13 protein-coding genes and 2 pseudogenes are annotated in these 16,789 nt (G+C 44.3%); 10 read left to right on the forward strand and 5 right to left on the reverse strand.

The annotated features are described in order from the left end of the window. Positions 1-197, forward strand: a pseudogene (locus ACP45E_RS01175) (MalM family protein); the annotation flags it as partial. A gap of 263 nt (positions 198-460) precedes the next feature. Continuing rightward, the gene (locus ACP45E_RS01180; protein WP_069584611.1) at positions 461-2,473 is read left to right on the forward strand and encodes a methyl-accepting chemotaxis protein; all 2,013 of its coding nucleotides are present in this window, start codon (positions 461-463) and stop codon (positions 2,471-2,473) included. A gap of 98 nt (positions 2,474-2,571) precedes the next feature. Here ACP45E_RS01180 and nagB read toward each other — a convergent pair whose 3' ends face one another. Next, the gene (gene nagB, locus ACP45E_RS01185; protein WP_017036476.1) at positions 2,572-3,372 is read right to left on the reverse strand and encodes a glucosamine-6-phosphate deaminase; all 801 of its coding nucleotides are present in this window, start codon (positions 3,370-3,372) and stop codon (positions 2,572-2,574) included. A gap of 350 nt (positions 3,373-3,722) precedes the next feature. Here nagB and ACP45E_RS01190 point away from each other — a divergent pair, with 350 nt between their 5' ends. After that, a complete protein-coding gene (locus ACP45E_RS01190; protein WP_017037501.1) occupies positions 3,723-3,974 on the forward strand; it encodes a DUF3081 family protein in 252 nt (83 codons plus the stop codon). A gap of 340 nt (positions 3,975-4,314) precedes the next feature. Here the strand turns inward: ACP45E_RS01190 and ACP45E_RS01195 are convergent. Further along, positions 4,315-4,620 (reverse strand): annotated as a pseudogene (locus ACP45E_RS01195) (DUF413 domain-containing protein); the annotation flags it as partial. A gap of 395 nt (positions 4,621-5,015) precedes the next feature. Here ACP45E_RS01195 and ACP45E_RS01200 point away from each other — a divergent pair. The 4 genes from ACP45E_RS01200 to ACP45E_RS01215 all read left to right on the forward strand — a co-directional run bounded on the left by ACP45E_RS01200 (position 5,016) and on the right by ACP45E_RS01215 (position 9,843). Further along, the gene (locus ACP45E_RS01200; RefSeq protein ID WP_017037499.1) at positions 5,016-7,310 is read left to right on the forward strand and encodes a sensor domain-containing phosphodiesterase; all 2,295 of its coding nucleotides are present in this window, start codon (positions 5,016-5,018) and stop codon (positions 7,308-7,310) included. A gap of 250 nt (positions 7,311-7,560) precedes the next feature. Further along, entirely contained in the window at positions 7,561-8,970 is a 1,410-nt protein-coding gene (locus tag ACP45E_RS01205) for a DNA-3-methyladenine glycosylase 2 family protein (protein ID WP_017037498.1), read from the forward strand. Next, positions 8,967-9,437, forward strand: a complete 471-nt coding sequence (locus tag ACP45E_RS01210; RefSeq protein ID WP_017036470.1) for a methylated-DNA--[protein]-cysteine S-methyltransferase — start codon at positions 8,967-8,969, stop codon at positions 9,435-9,437. The genes ACP45E_RS01205 and ACP45E_RS01210 overlap by 4 nt, the downstream gene beginning before the upstream one ends. A 46-nt stretch (positions 9,438-9,483) precedes the next feature. Beyond that, positions 9,484-9,843, forward strand: a complete 360-nt coding sequence (locus ACP45E_RS01215; protein WP_017036469.1) for a hypothetical protein — start codon at positions 9,484-9,486, stop codon at positions 9,841-9,843. Positions 9,844-9,966: 123 nt separating this feature from the next. Here the strand turns inward: ACP45E_RS01215 and nhaD are convergent, their stop codons facing one another. Continuing rightward, a complete protein-coding gene (nhaD, locus tag ACP45E_RS01220; RefSeq protein WP_017036468.1) occupies positions 9,967-11,406 on the reverse strand; it encodes a sodium:proton antiporter NhaD in 1,440 nt (479 codons plus the stop codon). Between the two features lie 219 nt (positions 11,407-11,625). Between nhaD and ACP45E_RS01225 the strand changes: the two genes are divergently transcribed. After that, entirely contained in the window at positions 11,626-12,750 is a 1,125-nt protein-coding gene (locus tag ACP45E_RS01225; RefSeq protein ID WP_017037497.1) for a M20 family metallopeptidase, read from the forward strand. On the opposite strand, the gene ACP45E_RS01230 is transcribed toward ACP45E_RS01225, so the two are convergent. Continuing rightward, complete coding sequence (locus tag ACP45E_RS01230; RefSeq protein WP_026026547.1) at positions 12,747-13,697, reverse strand: LysR family transcriptional regulator; 951 nt, start codon at positions 13,695-13,697, stop codon at positions 12,747-12,749. The two genes, ACP45E_RS01225 and ACP45E_RS01230, sit on opposite strands and share 4 nt — an antisense overlap. A gap of 106 nt (positions 13,698-13,803) precedes the next feature. On the opposite strand from ACP45E_RS01230, the gene ACP45E_RS01235 reads away from it, so the two are divergent. Further along, positions 13,804-15,123, forward strand: a complete 1,320-nt coding sequence (locus ACP45E_RS01235; RefSeq protein ID WP_017037496.1) for an MATE family efflux transporter — start codon at positions 13,804-13,806, stop codon at positions 15,121-15,123. Positions 15,124-15,212: 89 nt separating this feature from the next. Here the strand turns inward: ACP45E_RS01235 and ACP45E_RS01240 are convergent, their stop codons facing one another. Beyond that, positions 15,213-16,427 carry an MFS transporter gene (locus ACP45E_RS01240; protein WP_017036464.1) on the reverse strand — a complete coding sequence of 405 codons (1,215 nt, stop codon included), beginning with the start codon at positions 16,425-16,427 and terminating at the stop codon, positions 15,213-15,215. Positions 16,428-16,578: 151 nt separating this feature from the next. Here ACP45E_RS01240 and ACP45E_RS01245 point away from each other — a divergent pair. Continuing rightward, on the forward strand, positions 16,579-16,789 hold a 211-nt coding region (locus tag ACP45E_RS01245), incomplete at its 3' end, for a MerR family transcriptional regulator (protein ID WP_141707168.1).

The following is a 16,789-nucleotide window of genomic DNA, read 5'->3' on the forward strand; positions in this document are numbered from 1 at the left end:
GCTCTTCCGATCTAAGTGAAAGCTCTAAGTCAACTGATACCCTGAATCCAGATCAGCAGAGCTTTTATATTGATAGCATTGAAAGAGCAGTCAATGCTGGAATGTTAGATAAAGCCCTCGCCCTACTTGAAGAAGCCAAAGCATTGAATGTTGAAGGTGCCCAAGAAGCGTTTATTAAAGCAGTAAATTCAAAATAATCCTCCCTTGCCAGTAATGATGAGATAGGCTCCGAATATGGTTGTCTATCTCTATACGCCCATATTTCCTCTTTTCATATTTCATTCTTCTTAGACGTTAAAAATCACTGTCTATGTCTGTATCGCTTTGTTCACACATTGGTATTTCTTCCTAACCTTATCATTTAAATAAATAAAAACAAAAATATCAATAATAAATGGCACCCGACCATAAATTAACCATACTTAGGTAAATAAGAACTAAAACTTATGGAGCATCAAGGATGAACATTCGTCTTACTCACGCCCTCTACATGGGCTTTTCAGTCATCATATCAACCACTCTGGTGTTAGCTTTCGTGGTTTGGTCTCTGGTGAATAAATCGGCCATTATCTCAGCTGAAATTGAAGCGGATGATGTTCCCGGTGTTTTGGCTTATTTGAACGTATTAGATGAAATCGGTGATTTACAAACCAACGCTTTGGAGTATCTCAATGGTGAAGCCGATGAATATGAGAACTTTAAAGAAAACGCGAAGGAATTTCATTACTACTATTCTGTGCTCAGGCCTCTTGAATCAGGCAAGCCTTCGGATATCGAAAAAATGGACAAGATACTCAATCTTGCCGATGACTATATCGATACGATGGACAGAGAAGTGTTTAATAAATACGATCCTGCCGCCGAACAGCTTGCGATTAAGAAAATCAGCGAATTAACTAGAAATGTCGGTATTCCACTGGAAGAGCTTCTGGACAAACTGAAAGACGGCGAGTTCGCTGATGCGTACAAGACCACCGATTTAAGTGAATCACTCAATGACGATCTGCCTGGGGTTCGCTATTACTTAGAGCTGGTTGACGAAGGGGGAGATATGATCTCCTCACTCAATGCATACATTATGGGCGATCCGGATGCTCGAGAGGCGTTCAAAAAAGACGCGGCTTCATTCTCTGACTATTTAGAGAAGCTAAAACCTCTAGAGCAAAAACCGAATGAAGTGAAAGACATTAAACAAATAGAGCAATACTTTTCTGAAATCGTTCAGGTTGCTCAGCAAGTGTTTGATGGCTACAACCCGTACTATAAGAACTCTGCGATACGTACGGTCGATGAATTAGAACATTCTATTTTTACACCGATAGAAGACATACTGGATGCTTCAGCGCAAGAAGAGCGAGATGACTCAATTAATGCGCTGAAGGTATTGAATGACAATATGTCGACTATTGTGTTGTGGTTATCGGTTAATGTTGTGACGGTCATTGTGGTGGGGTTTGCGGTGGCGATACTGTTGTCTCGAATGCTGAGAAGACGACTTATGGTGATCTCCGATCGAGCTCAAGCCATTGCTAATGGTGATCTATCGGCTGAGCTGATCAATGAACAGAATAAAGATGAATTGGGTGAGCTTGCTCGCTCCATTGATGATATGCAAACTGCGTTGAAAGCGGTGATATCTAACATAACCAATGTGGCCTCTGAAGTGGCCTCATACACCAAAATGGTGGATGGAACGAGTCAGAATGTGGCTTCCGGCATTCAAGAACAAGCGGATAAAGCAACACTGATTGCCAGTGCCGTCGAGGAAATGACCGCCACTGTTAACCAAGTTGCCGAGCAGAGTAAAGAAGCCTCGGAAAATGCCAAACAAGCCGGCGAAGAGGCGGTCAATGGTGGTGATTTAATGCAGGAAACGGTAAACGGTATGAACCGGATATCGGAAGTGGTTAATGAAACCGCGACCACGGTTGATAGCCTAGGTAAGCGAGGAGAAGAGATTGGTAACGTCATAAAAGTGATCAATGATATCGCAGAGCAAACCAATCTTCTTGCTCTCAACGCAGCCATAGAAGCGGCGCGCGCGGGGGATCTAGGCCGAGGCTTTGCTGTGGTGGCGGATGAAGTTCGTGGCCTTGCTGAGCGAACCTCAAAAGCGACGGAGGAAGTCGGAGGATTGATCACGTCCATCCAAAGTGAGACTCGCCAAGCGGTCACCAGAATGAGTGAAGGTACCCAAATGGTTGGAGAGGGTGTGGCACTTTCTAACTCAGCAGGAGACGCCTTGGTCCAAATAGTGGCCAGAGCAAAAGATGTCAATGGCATGATAGAGTTGATCGCTATTGCCGGTGATGAGCAATCCGTGGCTGCACAAGAGATGTCTCGAGATATTAACTCGATCAGTCAGATTGCGGACGAGTCGGTACGAAGCACGCAAGAGGGCGCTGAAGCGATTAGCCAGCTGTATGGTAAAGTCGAGGAACTGGAACAAATGGTATCGCGGTTTAAATTATAAAAAGCGAGAAGGTGCTAATTAAAAAGCCACGCATTTGCGTGGCTTTTTATCTCATACGAATCGTGCTAGCGAAACTTATGCTTTTGGTTTAATAACTATTAGAAGCCTTTAATGTTCTCAGCTTCTAGCTCAGAGAAGTATTTTACCGTTTTCACTTTCAGCTCTTGCGTTGATGCTTCATCACATACAATCACTGATTTAGGGTGAAGTTGTAGAGCAGACACTGTCCATAAGTGGTTTACAGAGCCTTCAACAGCCGCTTGTAGGGCTTGTGCTTTATTGTGGCCAGTCACTAGGATCATGATTTCTTGTGAATCTAACAAAGTACCCACACCGATAGTCAGTGCGTACTTAGGTACTTGATCGATATCGCCATCGAAGAAACGAGAGTTTGCAATACGAGTGTCTTCAGTCAGCGTTTTGATACGTGTGCGTGATGCGAGAGAAGATGCAGGCTCATTGAATGCAATGTGGCCGTCGTTGCCTACACCGCCCATGAATAAGTTAATCTTGCCGTAAGACTTAATTTTGTCTTCGTAACGTTGACATTCAACTTCATTGTCTGCGGCATTGCCATCAAGAAGGTTGATGTTTTCATCTTGAATATCAATGTGATTGAAGAAGTTTGAGTACATGAACGTGCGGTATGATTCAGCGTGGTCAGCAGGCAAACCAATGTACTCATCCATGTTAAAGGTGACAACGTTTTTGAAGCTAACTTCACCCGCTTTATGTAGCTCGATCAGTGCTTTATAAGTTGCAAGTGGCGTTCCACCAGTTGGTAGACCTAATACGAATGGGCGGTCTGCGGTTGGGTTGAAATCGTTGATGCGTTTTACGATGTGTGCCGCTGCCCACTTGCCTACTTGTGCTGCTTTGCTTAACGGGATAAGTCTCATTTTGTGCCTCTAATATTGGAATTTTGGATGCTTTGAAACATTAATTCGCATTATAAAATAAGTTTTTGCGATCTGCTATTGTTTTCGGTCAAGTTTTTGTGTTTTCTTTGACCACTGTGAATATCGAATGGCTTGAGTCTCACTATTGAGGCTGTCTTTTTACCAGCGCATTGATAGCTTCAAAATCGTTTACAATTTAATGGTAGCAGGCTGTGGTATTGTCCGGAGGCGATAGCTCTATCAATACGCGATATAGGTGAGAGAATCACATGGTTTCTTGTTTCATTCTTTTGCACCGAAGCACATTTGAATCCATACTCAGTAGGTCTTAATTCAGAATAGTGAGCCCAATGAAGAATGGTTTAAACCCGACACAAATATTGCAGGCCTACGAGACGGTTATGAAACAAGGGCGCATCACGCCGCAAGGCAGAGTACTCGACGGTATCGAAGCTTTGAATAAACATGATGGCTTCCCTATTCATTTGCGTGGAGAAGGAATCGATCTTAAAGTCTGTTCGCTGAAACGTTTTCATCTTGATTACAACCAACTCAGTTGCAGAGATGCATTTTTAAAAAAACTGGCCATACTTGCACAATAAGGTTTAAAGCCTTATTCATCGTTCGGTATAGCCTGTTATTCTTATCCGCATTTTCTCACTGGTTTATAGTGATTAGTTAATTGCGACTGGTTTATAAGCGCACAGTTTGTAAAGCATAATTTTGAATTAATGGATTTCAAAGAATGCTATACACTTAATGATGAGCGCTTTAATGGCGATCGTTTAAAGCTGCCTGATTATTGGATGTATGAGATACATTCGCATGGCTGAATTCGGCTTCTTCTAGTGACAACTCATCTAACGAAACATCGGCCTCATAGTTCGTCTCATCGTGCTCCATTTCTGAAGAACGAATCGTTTGATTGCGAGGTTCCGTTCGCGGTTTGGTACTGCTGCTGAGCGAATGAAAACGCTTTTTCCCTGTTACGATTTGCGTATATTTGAGCCACACTTTTTCCAATTTTGATTTTGCCTTTTGTGGTGACTTCAATGTTTTTATGAAGTGTTTTTCTTCGGCATTCTCAGGATCGATTTCTCCTAGCTCAAGCGCTTTCATTGTATCGCCATAGAGAATCAAAAGCTCTTCTTCAGCAAGGGTGAAGTCGCCAGATTTGGCAAACCCGCGCGGGAACTTTTTGTTATCGTAATAACGCTTCTTCCCAAATCGAAATTCAGTTTCAGACATAACATCCTCTGTATATCACTAGTGTGTTCACGCCCGTTAAGGCCAATTTTAGAAAGCGAATACATGACTAGCATTCATTCCTTCACCCAAGCTAGGGTGACTTAGCCTAATTTTGCTGATTAATGTTTCATTGTTATTGCAACACGGAAGAAAGAAGAAAAAAATCTCGCGTGTTTGAATAAAAATAGAAACGACTAACAATGACTGCGGCCCATAATAGCTAATGTGCAGGGCGTGTTTATTTAAATAACCCCCCTCTAATCGGTGAGAAGCGACAGGATACAAACTTCACAGTTACGTTGCTCCGTTGTGTTAAAGCATAAATCAATAGCTATATTGTTAATGAAGCCTGTTTCATAAAATTACGTCTTGTGTGCAAACGCCAAGGGAATGCTATGTCGGATATCGATAACAATCAGTTTGATTCTGCGTCTCATCTCAATGAGCTACTTGAGATTCAGCAAGGCGCGATTGAAAAAATTGCTCTGAGCGTTGACCTTAAAGAAGCGCTTGGCTACATATGCAATGGCATCGAACAGATCTTTTCCTCTACACAGGCAATGAGTTCTATTCTGCTGCTCAGAAACGACACTCTTTACCACGGTGCTGCGCCCAGCTTGCCCAAAGCGTATTGCCAAGCCATCGATGGTGTTGTGATTGGAGCCAGTGTTGGGTCATGTGGAACCGCAGCATTCAGCAAAGAGCGCTATATTGCGAAAGAGATTGGATCCGATTCTAAATGGCAGAACTTTAAAGATCTCGCCATGGGCTTTGGCTTACACGCCTGCTGGTCAACCCCGATATTGTCCACCGATTATCAAGTGCTGGGCACGTTCGCTGTGTATTATACGCAACCGAGATCGCCCTCAGAAGCCGAGTTGCGCGTCATTGACCGATTCTCTCACTTAACGGGCTTGGCCATAGAAAAGCACCGAGCGTTTAAACGTGAAGTTGAACTCAACAAAAAATTGAGACTGAGCCACAGCAAAGTTGAGGCGATGACTAGCGTGTTGCCGGATCAAATTTTTATCTATGACCAAAAAGCGCAATGTATCGATTATTACGGCAGCAATATGGGCCCCCATTGTGCGCCGAAGAAAAGCCTTACTGGCAAGCTTATTTTTTCTGGGGAAAGCCAATCTGAGAACTGCTCTTGCCAGGAAGCAATAGCACGTACTATTGAAAGTGGCACCCTTAAAGTCTTCGAGTATCAAAGACAGAAAAGTGATGGCCTCCACTATTATGAAAGTCGAATCACCCCAATTGAAGGATATGGAAAAGAAGCCGAGGGGATATCCCACGCACTTTGGCTTGAACGCGATATAACAGAAAGAAAAGAAGCCGCAGAAAAAATAAAAGAACTGGCCTACCAGGATATACTGACCAACTTACCCAATCGACGGTATTTGCTTAACCACTTAAAAACCACCATTACAGCGCTCATCGAGACGAAGAAAATGACGGCGCTTTTATACATTGACCTCAATAACTTTAAAAGTGTCAATGACACACTAGGCCATACCGTGGGGGATAACCTACTCAAAGATGTTTGTATTCGGTTATCAACCAGCCTCAACCCCAATGACACTTTCTCTCGGATAGGGGGAGATGAATTTGTCATTATACTTTCTGAGTTTTTTGATGAAGAGCAGCCGCTCACGGACTACGCGTCTCAAATTGCAGATCAGTTACTGAATGTACTAAATCAACCTTTTTCTTTGTGCGGAAGGAACATCACTGTTGAAGCGAGTGTTGGGATCACTTTGATGACTGACAAGGATAAGAATGCAGACGAGATATTAATGTGTGCGGATACCGCCATGTACTCAGCGAAGCGAAGCACGCACTCCGATTACTGTTTCTTTGATCCTGCAATTCACGAAAGCCTAAAGAGTCGTTTCACTTTCGAAAGTGAGCTTAAAGAATCGATAAAGCTCGGGCAAATTGTTACCTATTTCCAGCCTCAGATTGGCTCAAATGGTCGACTTAAAGGCGCTGAAGCCCTTGTTCGTTGGCTTCACCCTGAGCGGGGGCTTATTCCACCTCTCGAATTTATTGCGGTCGCAGAAGAAATTGGTGTAATAAACGATTTACAAAGAATAGTGATGGAAGACAGCTGTCAGTTGCTTCGTCATCTTAAAGAAAAGGGAATGATCGATGATTCCTTTAGCCTGTCTATAAACATCAGTGCAGCTCAAGGTAAAAATGTCGATTTATGCGCTGAATTAGTCCAATTTTTTAATTCAGAGTCAATTTCTCCTTGCCATATCACTCTTGAGTTGACGGAAAGCATGCTAGTGGAAGATGTGGATAATGCCGTACGACAAATGCAGGGGTTAAAACAAGAGGGTTTTCGTGTATCTATTGATGACTTTGGGACTGGGTACTCGTCTCTTGCATATCTACAGGTATTTCCCATTAATGAACTAAAAATAGATAAGAGTTTTGTCGATAATATGAAAGTCAGCCAAGTAGGCACTGGCATTGTAGATACCATCATTACACTGGCTAATCATCTAAAGGTTGACGTGGTTGCCGAGGGGATTGAAGAGAAAAACCAAGCTGATTTCTTTCGTGCTGCTGGTATCACCATGCAGGGCTATTACTTTGCGCGCCCAATGCCCGCGAAAGAATTTTATAAGTGGGTACTCAATCAGCCGGATGTCGTTGCTGCGGTAATAGAACAGTAGCCCCCCCTTTTTTTATCCTTTACAGTGTAAATAGCAACGGTAGTTAGCACGCTTAAAGATGGTGGTCCAATAGACAAGATATTCCAATAGAACGAGTATGTATGTCAGGGGGATGTCATGGTGGTCAACTGGACGAACTCTCATTCCGTTATGATCATTTCCGTTATGATCATTGAGTTCCGAATGTGGCGAATTCAAGCGGCAATTGTTGCTACACTGGTGATTCGATGATTTTCATGAGGCAAGGAAAGTGGCGTTCACGGACTATTCAACTTTAACCACGAAACAATGCCAAAGTGCACGTTTAGCCAGAGATGCGCGTTTTGATGGTAAGTTCTTTATTGCGGTCAAAACAACAGGGATATTTTGTCGGACTATTTGCCCTGCTAATTCTCCTAAAGAAGAAAATGTCGAGTATTTTGTTGATAAAGCGCAAGCGTTGAACGCGGGGTATCGACCATGTTTACGTTGCCACCCTGATAGCGCGCCAAACTCTTGGGCGTGGAAAGGTGTGGAAACCACGTTTCTTCGAGCCATAAGCTTGATCGAGCAAGGTGCACTGCAAACAGGGGGTATTGAGTCACTTTCAGAGCGCTTAGGCATAAGTAGCCGTTATCTTCGTCGATTGTTTCGGAACTACCTAGGGCTATCCCCCAAGCAATACGCTCAGAATCATCAGTTGATGTTTGCTAAACAACTGCTTCATTCGAGTACTTTACCTATTTCAGAAATCGCCTTTTCGAGTGGTTTTAACAGTGTTCGTCGTTTTAATGATGCGTTTAGAAAAACACTGCAATTGACACCGAGTCAGGTGCGAAAAACCGAAAAAACCACTCGAACTGAATATACCATTTATTTACCTTTTCGAGGGCACTTTGATTGGCAGCACATGCTTCAATTTTATCAAAAGCGCGCTATTCTAGATGTTGAATTGGTGACAGATTCCACTTATGAACGACATGTATGCATTAATGGAACCAATGCGTGGTTTAAGGTGGAGATGCATCATAATAAAAATGCACTCAATGTTGAGTTCAAACTCGAAGACCTCAGCCAATTGAGGCACTTAGTTGCTCGAATCCGTACCATGTTTGACCTTGATGCGGATACCGACCTGATAGAAGCTCACCTGTGTAGTATTGCTCCTAAACTTGTACATCATGAAGGTATTCGTATTCCCGGTGTCTGGAATGCGTGGGAGGCAGGCGTAAGGGCGATTTTAGGACAACAGGTTTCTGTTAAAGCCGCCATTGGGCAGTTGAACTTATTGACATCGAAGCTTAGCGCTGGTCAGAGTGCTAGCAAGGGTGTCGAAGGTGTCAATTGCAGCCACGTGCATTTTCCCACGGCTCAAGAGGTTGCTGAGGCTGAATTGGATTTTCTTAAAATGCCTCAAAGCCGAAAAGAAACATTAAAGCGATTTGCACAGTTTTATCTCGATACGCCAGATAACAACCCCCAAGATTGGTTATCAATTAAAGGAATCGGCCCGTGGACGGTTGATTACGCCCTGTTGCGAGGGGTTTCAGACCCGGACTGCTTCTTAGGTAGTGATCTTATAGTTAAAAAAGTACTGCAAAAATTGCCTCAACTTAATCATGCTTCTGTGTCACCCTGGGGCAGTTACGCGACGTTTCATTGCTGGGAGTATACATTATGACATCATTCACTTATTACCAGAGCCCACTAGGGCTATTGACTCTTCAAGCTAACGAGAAAGGATTGCTGGGTATCTGGCTACCCGTTAATACCACGCTACCTCAACAATTAGGAACAAAAGACGAAGGTCACCCTATACTTAAAGAAGCGATTCAGCAGCTTGAAGAGTACTTTGCCAAAAAGAGAACCCAGTTTAGTGTGCCTGTCGCGCCTAAAGGTACACCGTTTCAGCAGCAGGTTTGGCAAGCTCTAGAAGAGATTCCCTTTGGTGAAACACGAACATATCAGCAATTGGCTATCGATATTGATAACCCGAAAGCAGTCAGAGCCGTTGGCATGGCAAATGGGAAAAACCCGATATCAATAATCATTCCCTGCCACCGAGTTATCGGAAAAAACGGAAAATTAACGGGATATGCTGGCGGAATTGACGCAAAAAAAGCATTATTAGAGCTAGAAGTGAATTAGCACAAGGAATATAGCGACTATGGGAAGGTCTAGGTTTTTGAAATGGATGGTTATTGGGGTAGTTTTAGCCTCGATTCAGGGGTGTTTTCAAGAAAAGATAGAAAAGATCGCTAATCGTGAAACCCTATCTTTTGAAGGGGTCTATTCCAATCAATACAACAGTAATACACTGGTATTCAAAGCTGGCGTGATGACCTATCAAGCTGGTGATCAGACCATGACACGAGCGTTTGAAGTTGATGGCAGTGAGATTTATGTGATATTCCGCAACAGTTCTAAAGAAAAGCGAGACGATCTTGTCATGCGTATCCATGGTGACGGAGAAGTGCTGACGTGCAGCGCGTGCGCTCGACATAGCTTGATGAACTTTTGGGTAAAAGAAAACTTTGAGCCTAGTCAGCCTTAACTTTCAAGACAGAAACTTTCAAGACAGAAAATCACACACTTTCTCTTTTACCCATAGGTGATAAAATCAAGTTCACATCACCGAGTTACTAAGTTGAATATGCGTTAATTAAATAAACGACTGTTAAGCAAATAGATGACCATTAAGCAATAGATGTATTGCAATACTCGCAGCATATCCCAGCATGATGACTGGCATCCACTTCAGGTGACCAAAAAAGGTGTATTTGCCATGCGCTGCTCCCATCAGAGCAACCCCAGCCGCCGACCCAATCGACAGTAAGCTCCCTCCGACACCCGCCGCAAGCGTGACCAATAACCAGTTACCCATGGACATAACCGGATCCATCGTCAGCACGGCAAACATCACCGGAATGTTATCGACGATCGCCGATAGGATACCCACCATAATATTGGCCCAAACAGGATCCCACTGGGAATACATGATTTCCGACGCAAGGCCCAGGTAGCCAATTAAGCTTAACCCGCCGACACACATAACCACCCCATAAAAAAACAGCAGAGTGTCCCACTCGGCATGAGCAACGCGGCGGAAAACATCAAACGGTGCCACTGATCCTAAGCGCTTTAAGGCGTAGTCATCACCATTTGCGATTGCCAGTGCGGCTTTCTTTGACAGTGAAGAATGCAAAGTCCGGCGCAAGAAAAAGCCAAAAAACTGCAGGTATGCCAGCCCCATCATCATGCCAATTACCGGTGGAAAATGCAGTACTGCGTGGAAAGCAACGGCCGTGGCGATAGTCAGAATAAAAAGGCCTACAATGCGCCTAGCCCCACGTTTTAGCTCAACGTGCTGATGCACCACATTAGGCTTAGTCGCAGGGATGAAAAATGACATGATCGCAGCTGGAACAACATAGTTCACGACTGACGGAACAAATAGTGGCATAAATTCAGAGAATGAAACATGCCCTGCTTGCCACACCATTAAGGTGGTGATGTCACCAAATGGACTGAACGCGCCCCCTGCATTCGCAGCGATCACGATATTAATGCACGCTAGATTAACAAATCTGGGGTTATCACCTGCTACTTTTAGTACCACAGCGCACATCAAAAGCGCGGTGGTTAGGTTATCAGCAATAGGTGAGATGAAAAAAGCCAGTACGCCCGTAATCCAAAAGAGCGCTTTAAAATCAAAACCTTTACCGACCATCCATGCTTGTAAAGCGTCAAAGAGCTTACGTTCTTCCATCGCACTGATGTACGTCATCGCGACGAGTAAGAACAGCAGTAGTTCAGCGTATTCGAGTAAATTATGCTCAAGTGCCGCCTTGGCTATCTCTCCCATGCCATTTTGTTGGTAAACGTAACCAATCATTGCCCATATCAAACCCGCTGCGAGCAGTACCGGTTTGGACTTTCTGAGCTGAAGGTATTCTTCCAGCATGACTAATATATAAGCGACCGTAAATAACGCTAAAGCAGCAAAGCCGACAGTCGATTGGGTGAGTGACAGGTATTGTTCATTGTTGACAGATGCAAAGGACGGGGTAGAAAAAAAAGTGACGAGAGCACCGAGTAACAACCACAGCTTATTCATACATATTCGCTCCTTGAAATGATGATGGAAACCAGTGTATACACATTTGCTTACACTCGCTGTGAGGCGCATCGGATCTGTTTGAATCGTATTAATTTTAATCAAAAAGAGATAGGCTGGAATAAGGTTGCTCGGTGTCACGTCGCTGTGCTTTGCGTTTATCTTTGCGCTTTTATTATATCGATTTTGCATCAATAGAATGCCACACAAGGAATGAACATGGATTTTTCACTAAAAAGTTATTTGGAAGAACTCGAACTATTGGTCAACGTTGATTGTGGTACATACACGCTTGATGGCATTGAGGTCATTGCCTCTCAGTTTGAACAAAAATACTCTGCGATGAAAAGGTGGGATGTTAAACGCAGAGATTGTGGGCCAGCAGGTGTGGGGCTTGAAGTGCGCAATAAGCCGGATTCTGAACATATCGATATTATGCTGATTGGGCATATGGATACGGTGTTTGCTCCTGGAACGGTAGCAAAAAGGCCAATGAGCGTGGACGACCATAAAGCCTATGGGCCTGGCGTGTCTGACATGAAGTCAGGATTGCTGAATGTTGTTTATGCACTTCGCCACCTTGATACCGAAATATTAGACACCCTCTCGATATGCGTTTGCATGAACCCAGATGAAGAAACAGGATCGGCAGACTCGGTTGAATGGATACAATCGGTCGCAAAACATGCAAAGCAAGTGTTAGTGGTGGAAGCCGCTCGTGCCGATGGTGGTTTGGTGAAGTCTCGAAAAGGAATGGCTCGTTATAAGCTGATGTTTCATGGTCAGGCTGCTCACGCTGGCAATGAACCACAAAATGGATGCAGCGCCATTACTGAAATGGCGCAGTGGATCATCGCCATGAACAAGATGACGAACTTTGAATCGGGAAGTACGTTGAACGTGGGTGTTGTTTCTGGAGGCTCAGGGGCCAACATCGTTCCCGATTATGCCGAGGCGATAGTGGATGTGCGTTTTTGGCGCAACGATGAATATGACGCGATTGATAGCCAACTGAATGGCTTGAGTCACAACCCCTTTCTGGATGGCATTCACGTGGCGTTAAAACGCGAAGCTTATAAACCGTCTATGTTAGCCAATGAAGCGACAGCAACACTGATCAAGCTGGTGGAGCAAAGTGCCAAAGAGCTTAATATTGATATTAGCTGGAAAGAAGTAGGTGGCGGCTCAGATGCAAACAATACCGCAATTTTAGGGGTGCCAACATTGGATGGCTTAGGGCCAATTGGTGCTGATTTTCACAGTGACAAAGAATACTTATTGCTTGAATCTATTGAGCCGCGTATTCGCCTGTTGATGAGAATCATCGAAAAGCTAGCCCATTAATTTCCAACGCTTCCTGTCCATTTGTTGCCACGGGCCAATACGTTCAGTGCCGTAATTTCTTGTGCAGCCAGGTTGGTCACCCACTCGACAATATCATCAATCAGCGGGGATTTGGTTCGCTTGTGGCAATAGTATTGCCACGCACTGGGCTTTACTTCTGTGCCAATAGGGCAATACAAGAAGCGTTGTTGCAGTTCAGGAAGAATTAAAAGGAGATCGGTCACTGTGGCGCCCTGCCCTGAAAGACAAGCACTTAAGGCAAGATCGAGCGTAAAGAATGTCGTGCTTCGAACGTTTGAAGAGTGAGCCTGTGGGTGAGATGCCAGCCAATCTGTCCAATCATCGTGAGCGAGTGTCGAATGCAGCCGTGGCATCGCTAGCAAAGAAGCAAGATCTTCGCTCTCTGCTGTGCTTTTCGTCCGACAAACTGGAGCCATGTATTCATCACGCAAAAATGAAATGTCCGGCTGGTGATGATAATGGTCTTTTAAACGGGTGCTGAAAATCAATAAGTCATAGTCACTGTTATTGAGGCTGGCTTCTTCTTCTAACGATGGGATAACCACAATGTCATGTTCTGGATAACGTTCGCTGAGTTGATGAATCTTGGGAATAAGACAGCGAGTCGCATACGTTAAGGCGGCCTTAATGACGATTTTCTCTCTTTTTGGCGTTTGCCAAGACTCAAATAACGTCTGTAGGGATTGGTAGCTTTGCTGCAAGGTAAAATAAAGCTGTTGCCCTTCTTTGGTAAGCTCAATCGCCCGATGTTTTCGAATAACTAATGCCATATTCAGCTCAGACTCCAGTTGCTTCACTTGGCGACTGACTGCGCTTTGTGTCACATACAATTCTTCTGCTGCCAGAGTAAAGCTTGACAGTCTCGCGACCGCTTCATAAGCCTTGAGTGCATTGTGAGAATAAGGAAGATTCAAATAAGGGGTGATGACGACTCTCCATTAACATGATCTGAGGTAATGTTAGTTTGGATTATATATCATTTGAAATCCACCACATTCCCTCTTAATGTTGCGAGAAATAATAGAGGTCACCATGAAAAACATACTATCACTCGCATTCCCATTAATCATATCTCAGCTGATTGCTATGGCATTAGTTTTGACGGATGTATGGATGATGTCGCGAATTAGCGTGATGGCAATAGCGGCGGGTGGCTTAGGCGCATCGATCTATTTCTTCATTTTCATTATTGCCAGTAGCACGGTGGGGTGTGTCGCAAACTTGATTGCGATTGCTTATGGTCAGCGAGTGGCAAGACCTGATTATGGTAACCAACAAATTCGTTACGCGGTAAAAGGGGCGGTGTTACTTTCCTTCATTTTGTCCGCTGTTTTATTCGCTCTCTTTCACTTTGCCCCTTGGGTGTTAACCATGGCGAAGCAACCAGAAGAGGTAGTGGCATTGGCAATGGTGTATGTCGATACATTAAAGTGGGCTATGCTCCCATCGCTGCTATTGCTTGTTTTACGAGGTCTTACGAGTGTACTAGGACATGTACGCTCTGTGATGGTGATGTCCGTCATTACCGTTATTATTAATATCCCAATCAGTTATATGTTGGCTTTTCCACTGGGGTTAGAGCTAGCTGGGCTCGGGTTAGGTACCGCGCTTTCTACTTTATTTGTCACCGTTGGTTATGGGATCTGGGTATTTCAACGCGAAGAGTTTGCTATATTTGCTCCGTGGAAACATCGAGAAGAATACTCTTTGTCATTGATAAACCCCTTACTGGCAATGGGCATCCCGATCGCTGTGGCTGCGCTTCTAGAGCATGGGCTTATTTACGGTGGCACCTTGATGGCGGGAACCATCAGTATTGCTGCGTTAGCACTTCATCAAATCTTACTTCAATGCCTGAGCCTGACGTGGAACATAAACTTTGGACTTTCTCAAGCTGCCGCGATTCTGGTAGGACGCGACTTTGGCGCAGGTAATCATCAAGAAATGAAGCGGACTTCTTGGAACAGTTTTGTATTGGTCACCGTCATTAGTGTTGCTTTGTCTGGGGCTTTTATCATGAATCCAGGGCTAGTCGCTCAATTTTTCCAACTCAACGACCCACAACTGGTCGCGATGCTGTCGGGGATTATTTGGGTGGTGGCGCTAAGTTTTATTGTTGACGCCTGGCAACTGCTGGCGATCAACCTGCTGCGAGGAATGAAAATAGTTATTGCTCCGACTTTTATTACTGCGATCGGTTACTGGCTATTTGGGCTTCCCGCTGCTTGGTGGCTTATGAAACGGTTCGAACTGGGTGGCATTTGGGCGGGGATCGGAATCGGTTTGGCTGTCACGGGGGGGCTTCTATTATGGGCATTGATTCGAGAATTAAAAAAGGCCAGTGCCGGCTGATTTAGCGAGCTCAAGCCTTTTTATAAGAGGATAAAAGTGTGTAGATCCGAGATCACACCTCAGAGTATCTCCAAGGAAGTAACCACGCCCTAACTGTTCGCTGTTGCACCTTTCATATCAAGCGATGATTTACCCGTCAGGGTTCTGCCGAGATTGAGCATCATAATGCTTGCGATGAGCACGACAACCGCGGCGATAGCAAACCCCATTGAGATGTGTTGATAGTGACTAAGCAGTGCAATCATGACATAACTCAAGCTCTGGGCTAGGGTTGAAAACATGGCGAGCCCACCGTCTACTCGACCCCGTTGTTCTATTGCAATGGTATGGTGCATCCAGTTGGTTCTTGCAATGCGGTTGATGGCATTGAAAAAGCCAAACCCGAATGTGAACACCATCAGCAGTTCTGGTTCACTAGAAATACTCATGCCAAATAACATGAGAGCGACGAAAAACATCGCGTATTGGATGGTATTTTGTAGAGAAAATTTCGCCAATATTTGTTGTAGCAGGAACCCTGTTAGCAATGAACCCAGGCCAAAACTAATGTTATAGGCAGCGTACCATTGGCCTGACAAACCTTGCTCTGAAAAAGAGATCGGCACTAATTTTCCAAGGAAAGTCAGAATAGGGTACGACAAACATGAAATCATTAAAAAACCGTAGAATTTTGGCGACTGAGAAAATATCGATTTGCTCTCAATCAGCTGATTAAAAAATGGAACACGGCTCTTTGGGCGCAATTGTTGACGGTAAGGCGTCAATGTGTAACTGAACGCGGCAAGGGCAGACGCGACAGCTGCAAACAAAGCAAACTCAAACATGCCCCAAATCTGTAATAACATCACCCCTAACGCCCCAGCGCCTAATGTGGTGCCTTGCATCACAATTTCTTGGTAGCTCGAAATAGCCGCGTATTCGTCACGATCATAGTTTTCTTGAGTAAACGCATTGTTCGCCGCCCACGCAAAGTTACTTGAAACCCAAATGAACAGCTGTGCTCCGGCCAGCAACCAGTAAGAACTCCAATCATACCAATAGGCAAGCATCACCACCCCCGCGGTTAGCGATTGAATCCCCTGATTCAAGATCAACAGAAACTTGCGTGAATGCCTGTCGATATAGGTTGAAAAGAGAGGGGTTAATAAAAACGACACCACAGTACAAGCTAACGCGACCAAAGCGACAAACGTTCCCATATTCGGGGTTTGTAACATGACCCAAGGGAGAGCCATCATAAATAGCCCAGAAGAGATGCCGTCGAAAAGTCTTCCTGTTAAATAAGGTATGGTTTTGTTTTTCATGTGTTCATCCGTGAAAGTAATATCATTTGTTGCTACTGTAAAACCTCAACTTAAGTTAAGGTAAAGTGATTTGTTTACTTATTTCCTAGTGAGTTTTTCTACTAGGAGCTTTCTGTACGAGTTGTTTTCTATAAAGAGCGAGGGAGGTAATATGGATATCAGCGTTGGTGAAGCGGCAAAGCGGTCTGGAGTCAAAGTGTCTGCGTTGCACTTCTATGAAAGAAAAGGGTTAATAAGCAGTTGGAGAAATGAGGGAAACCAGCGGCGGTATCACCGAAGTGTGTTAAGACGAGTCGCGGTAATAAAAGCAGCGCAACAAGTTGGATTAAGCCTAGAGGATATTGGCTGTGCCTTGGCATCCC

This window comes from Vibrio genomosp. F10 str. 9ZD137, assembly GCF_049974785.1.
In the GTDB taxonomy this organism is placed as follows: Bacteria; Pseudomonadota; Gammaproteobacteria; order Enterobacterales; family Vibrionaceae; genus Vibrio.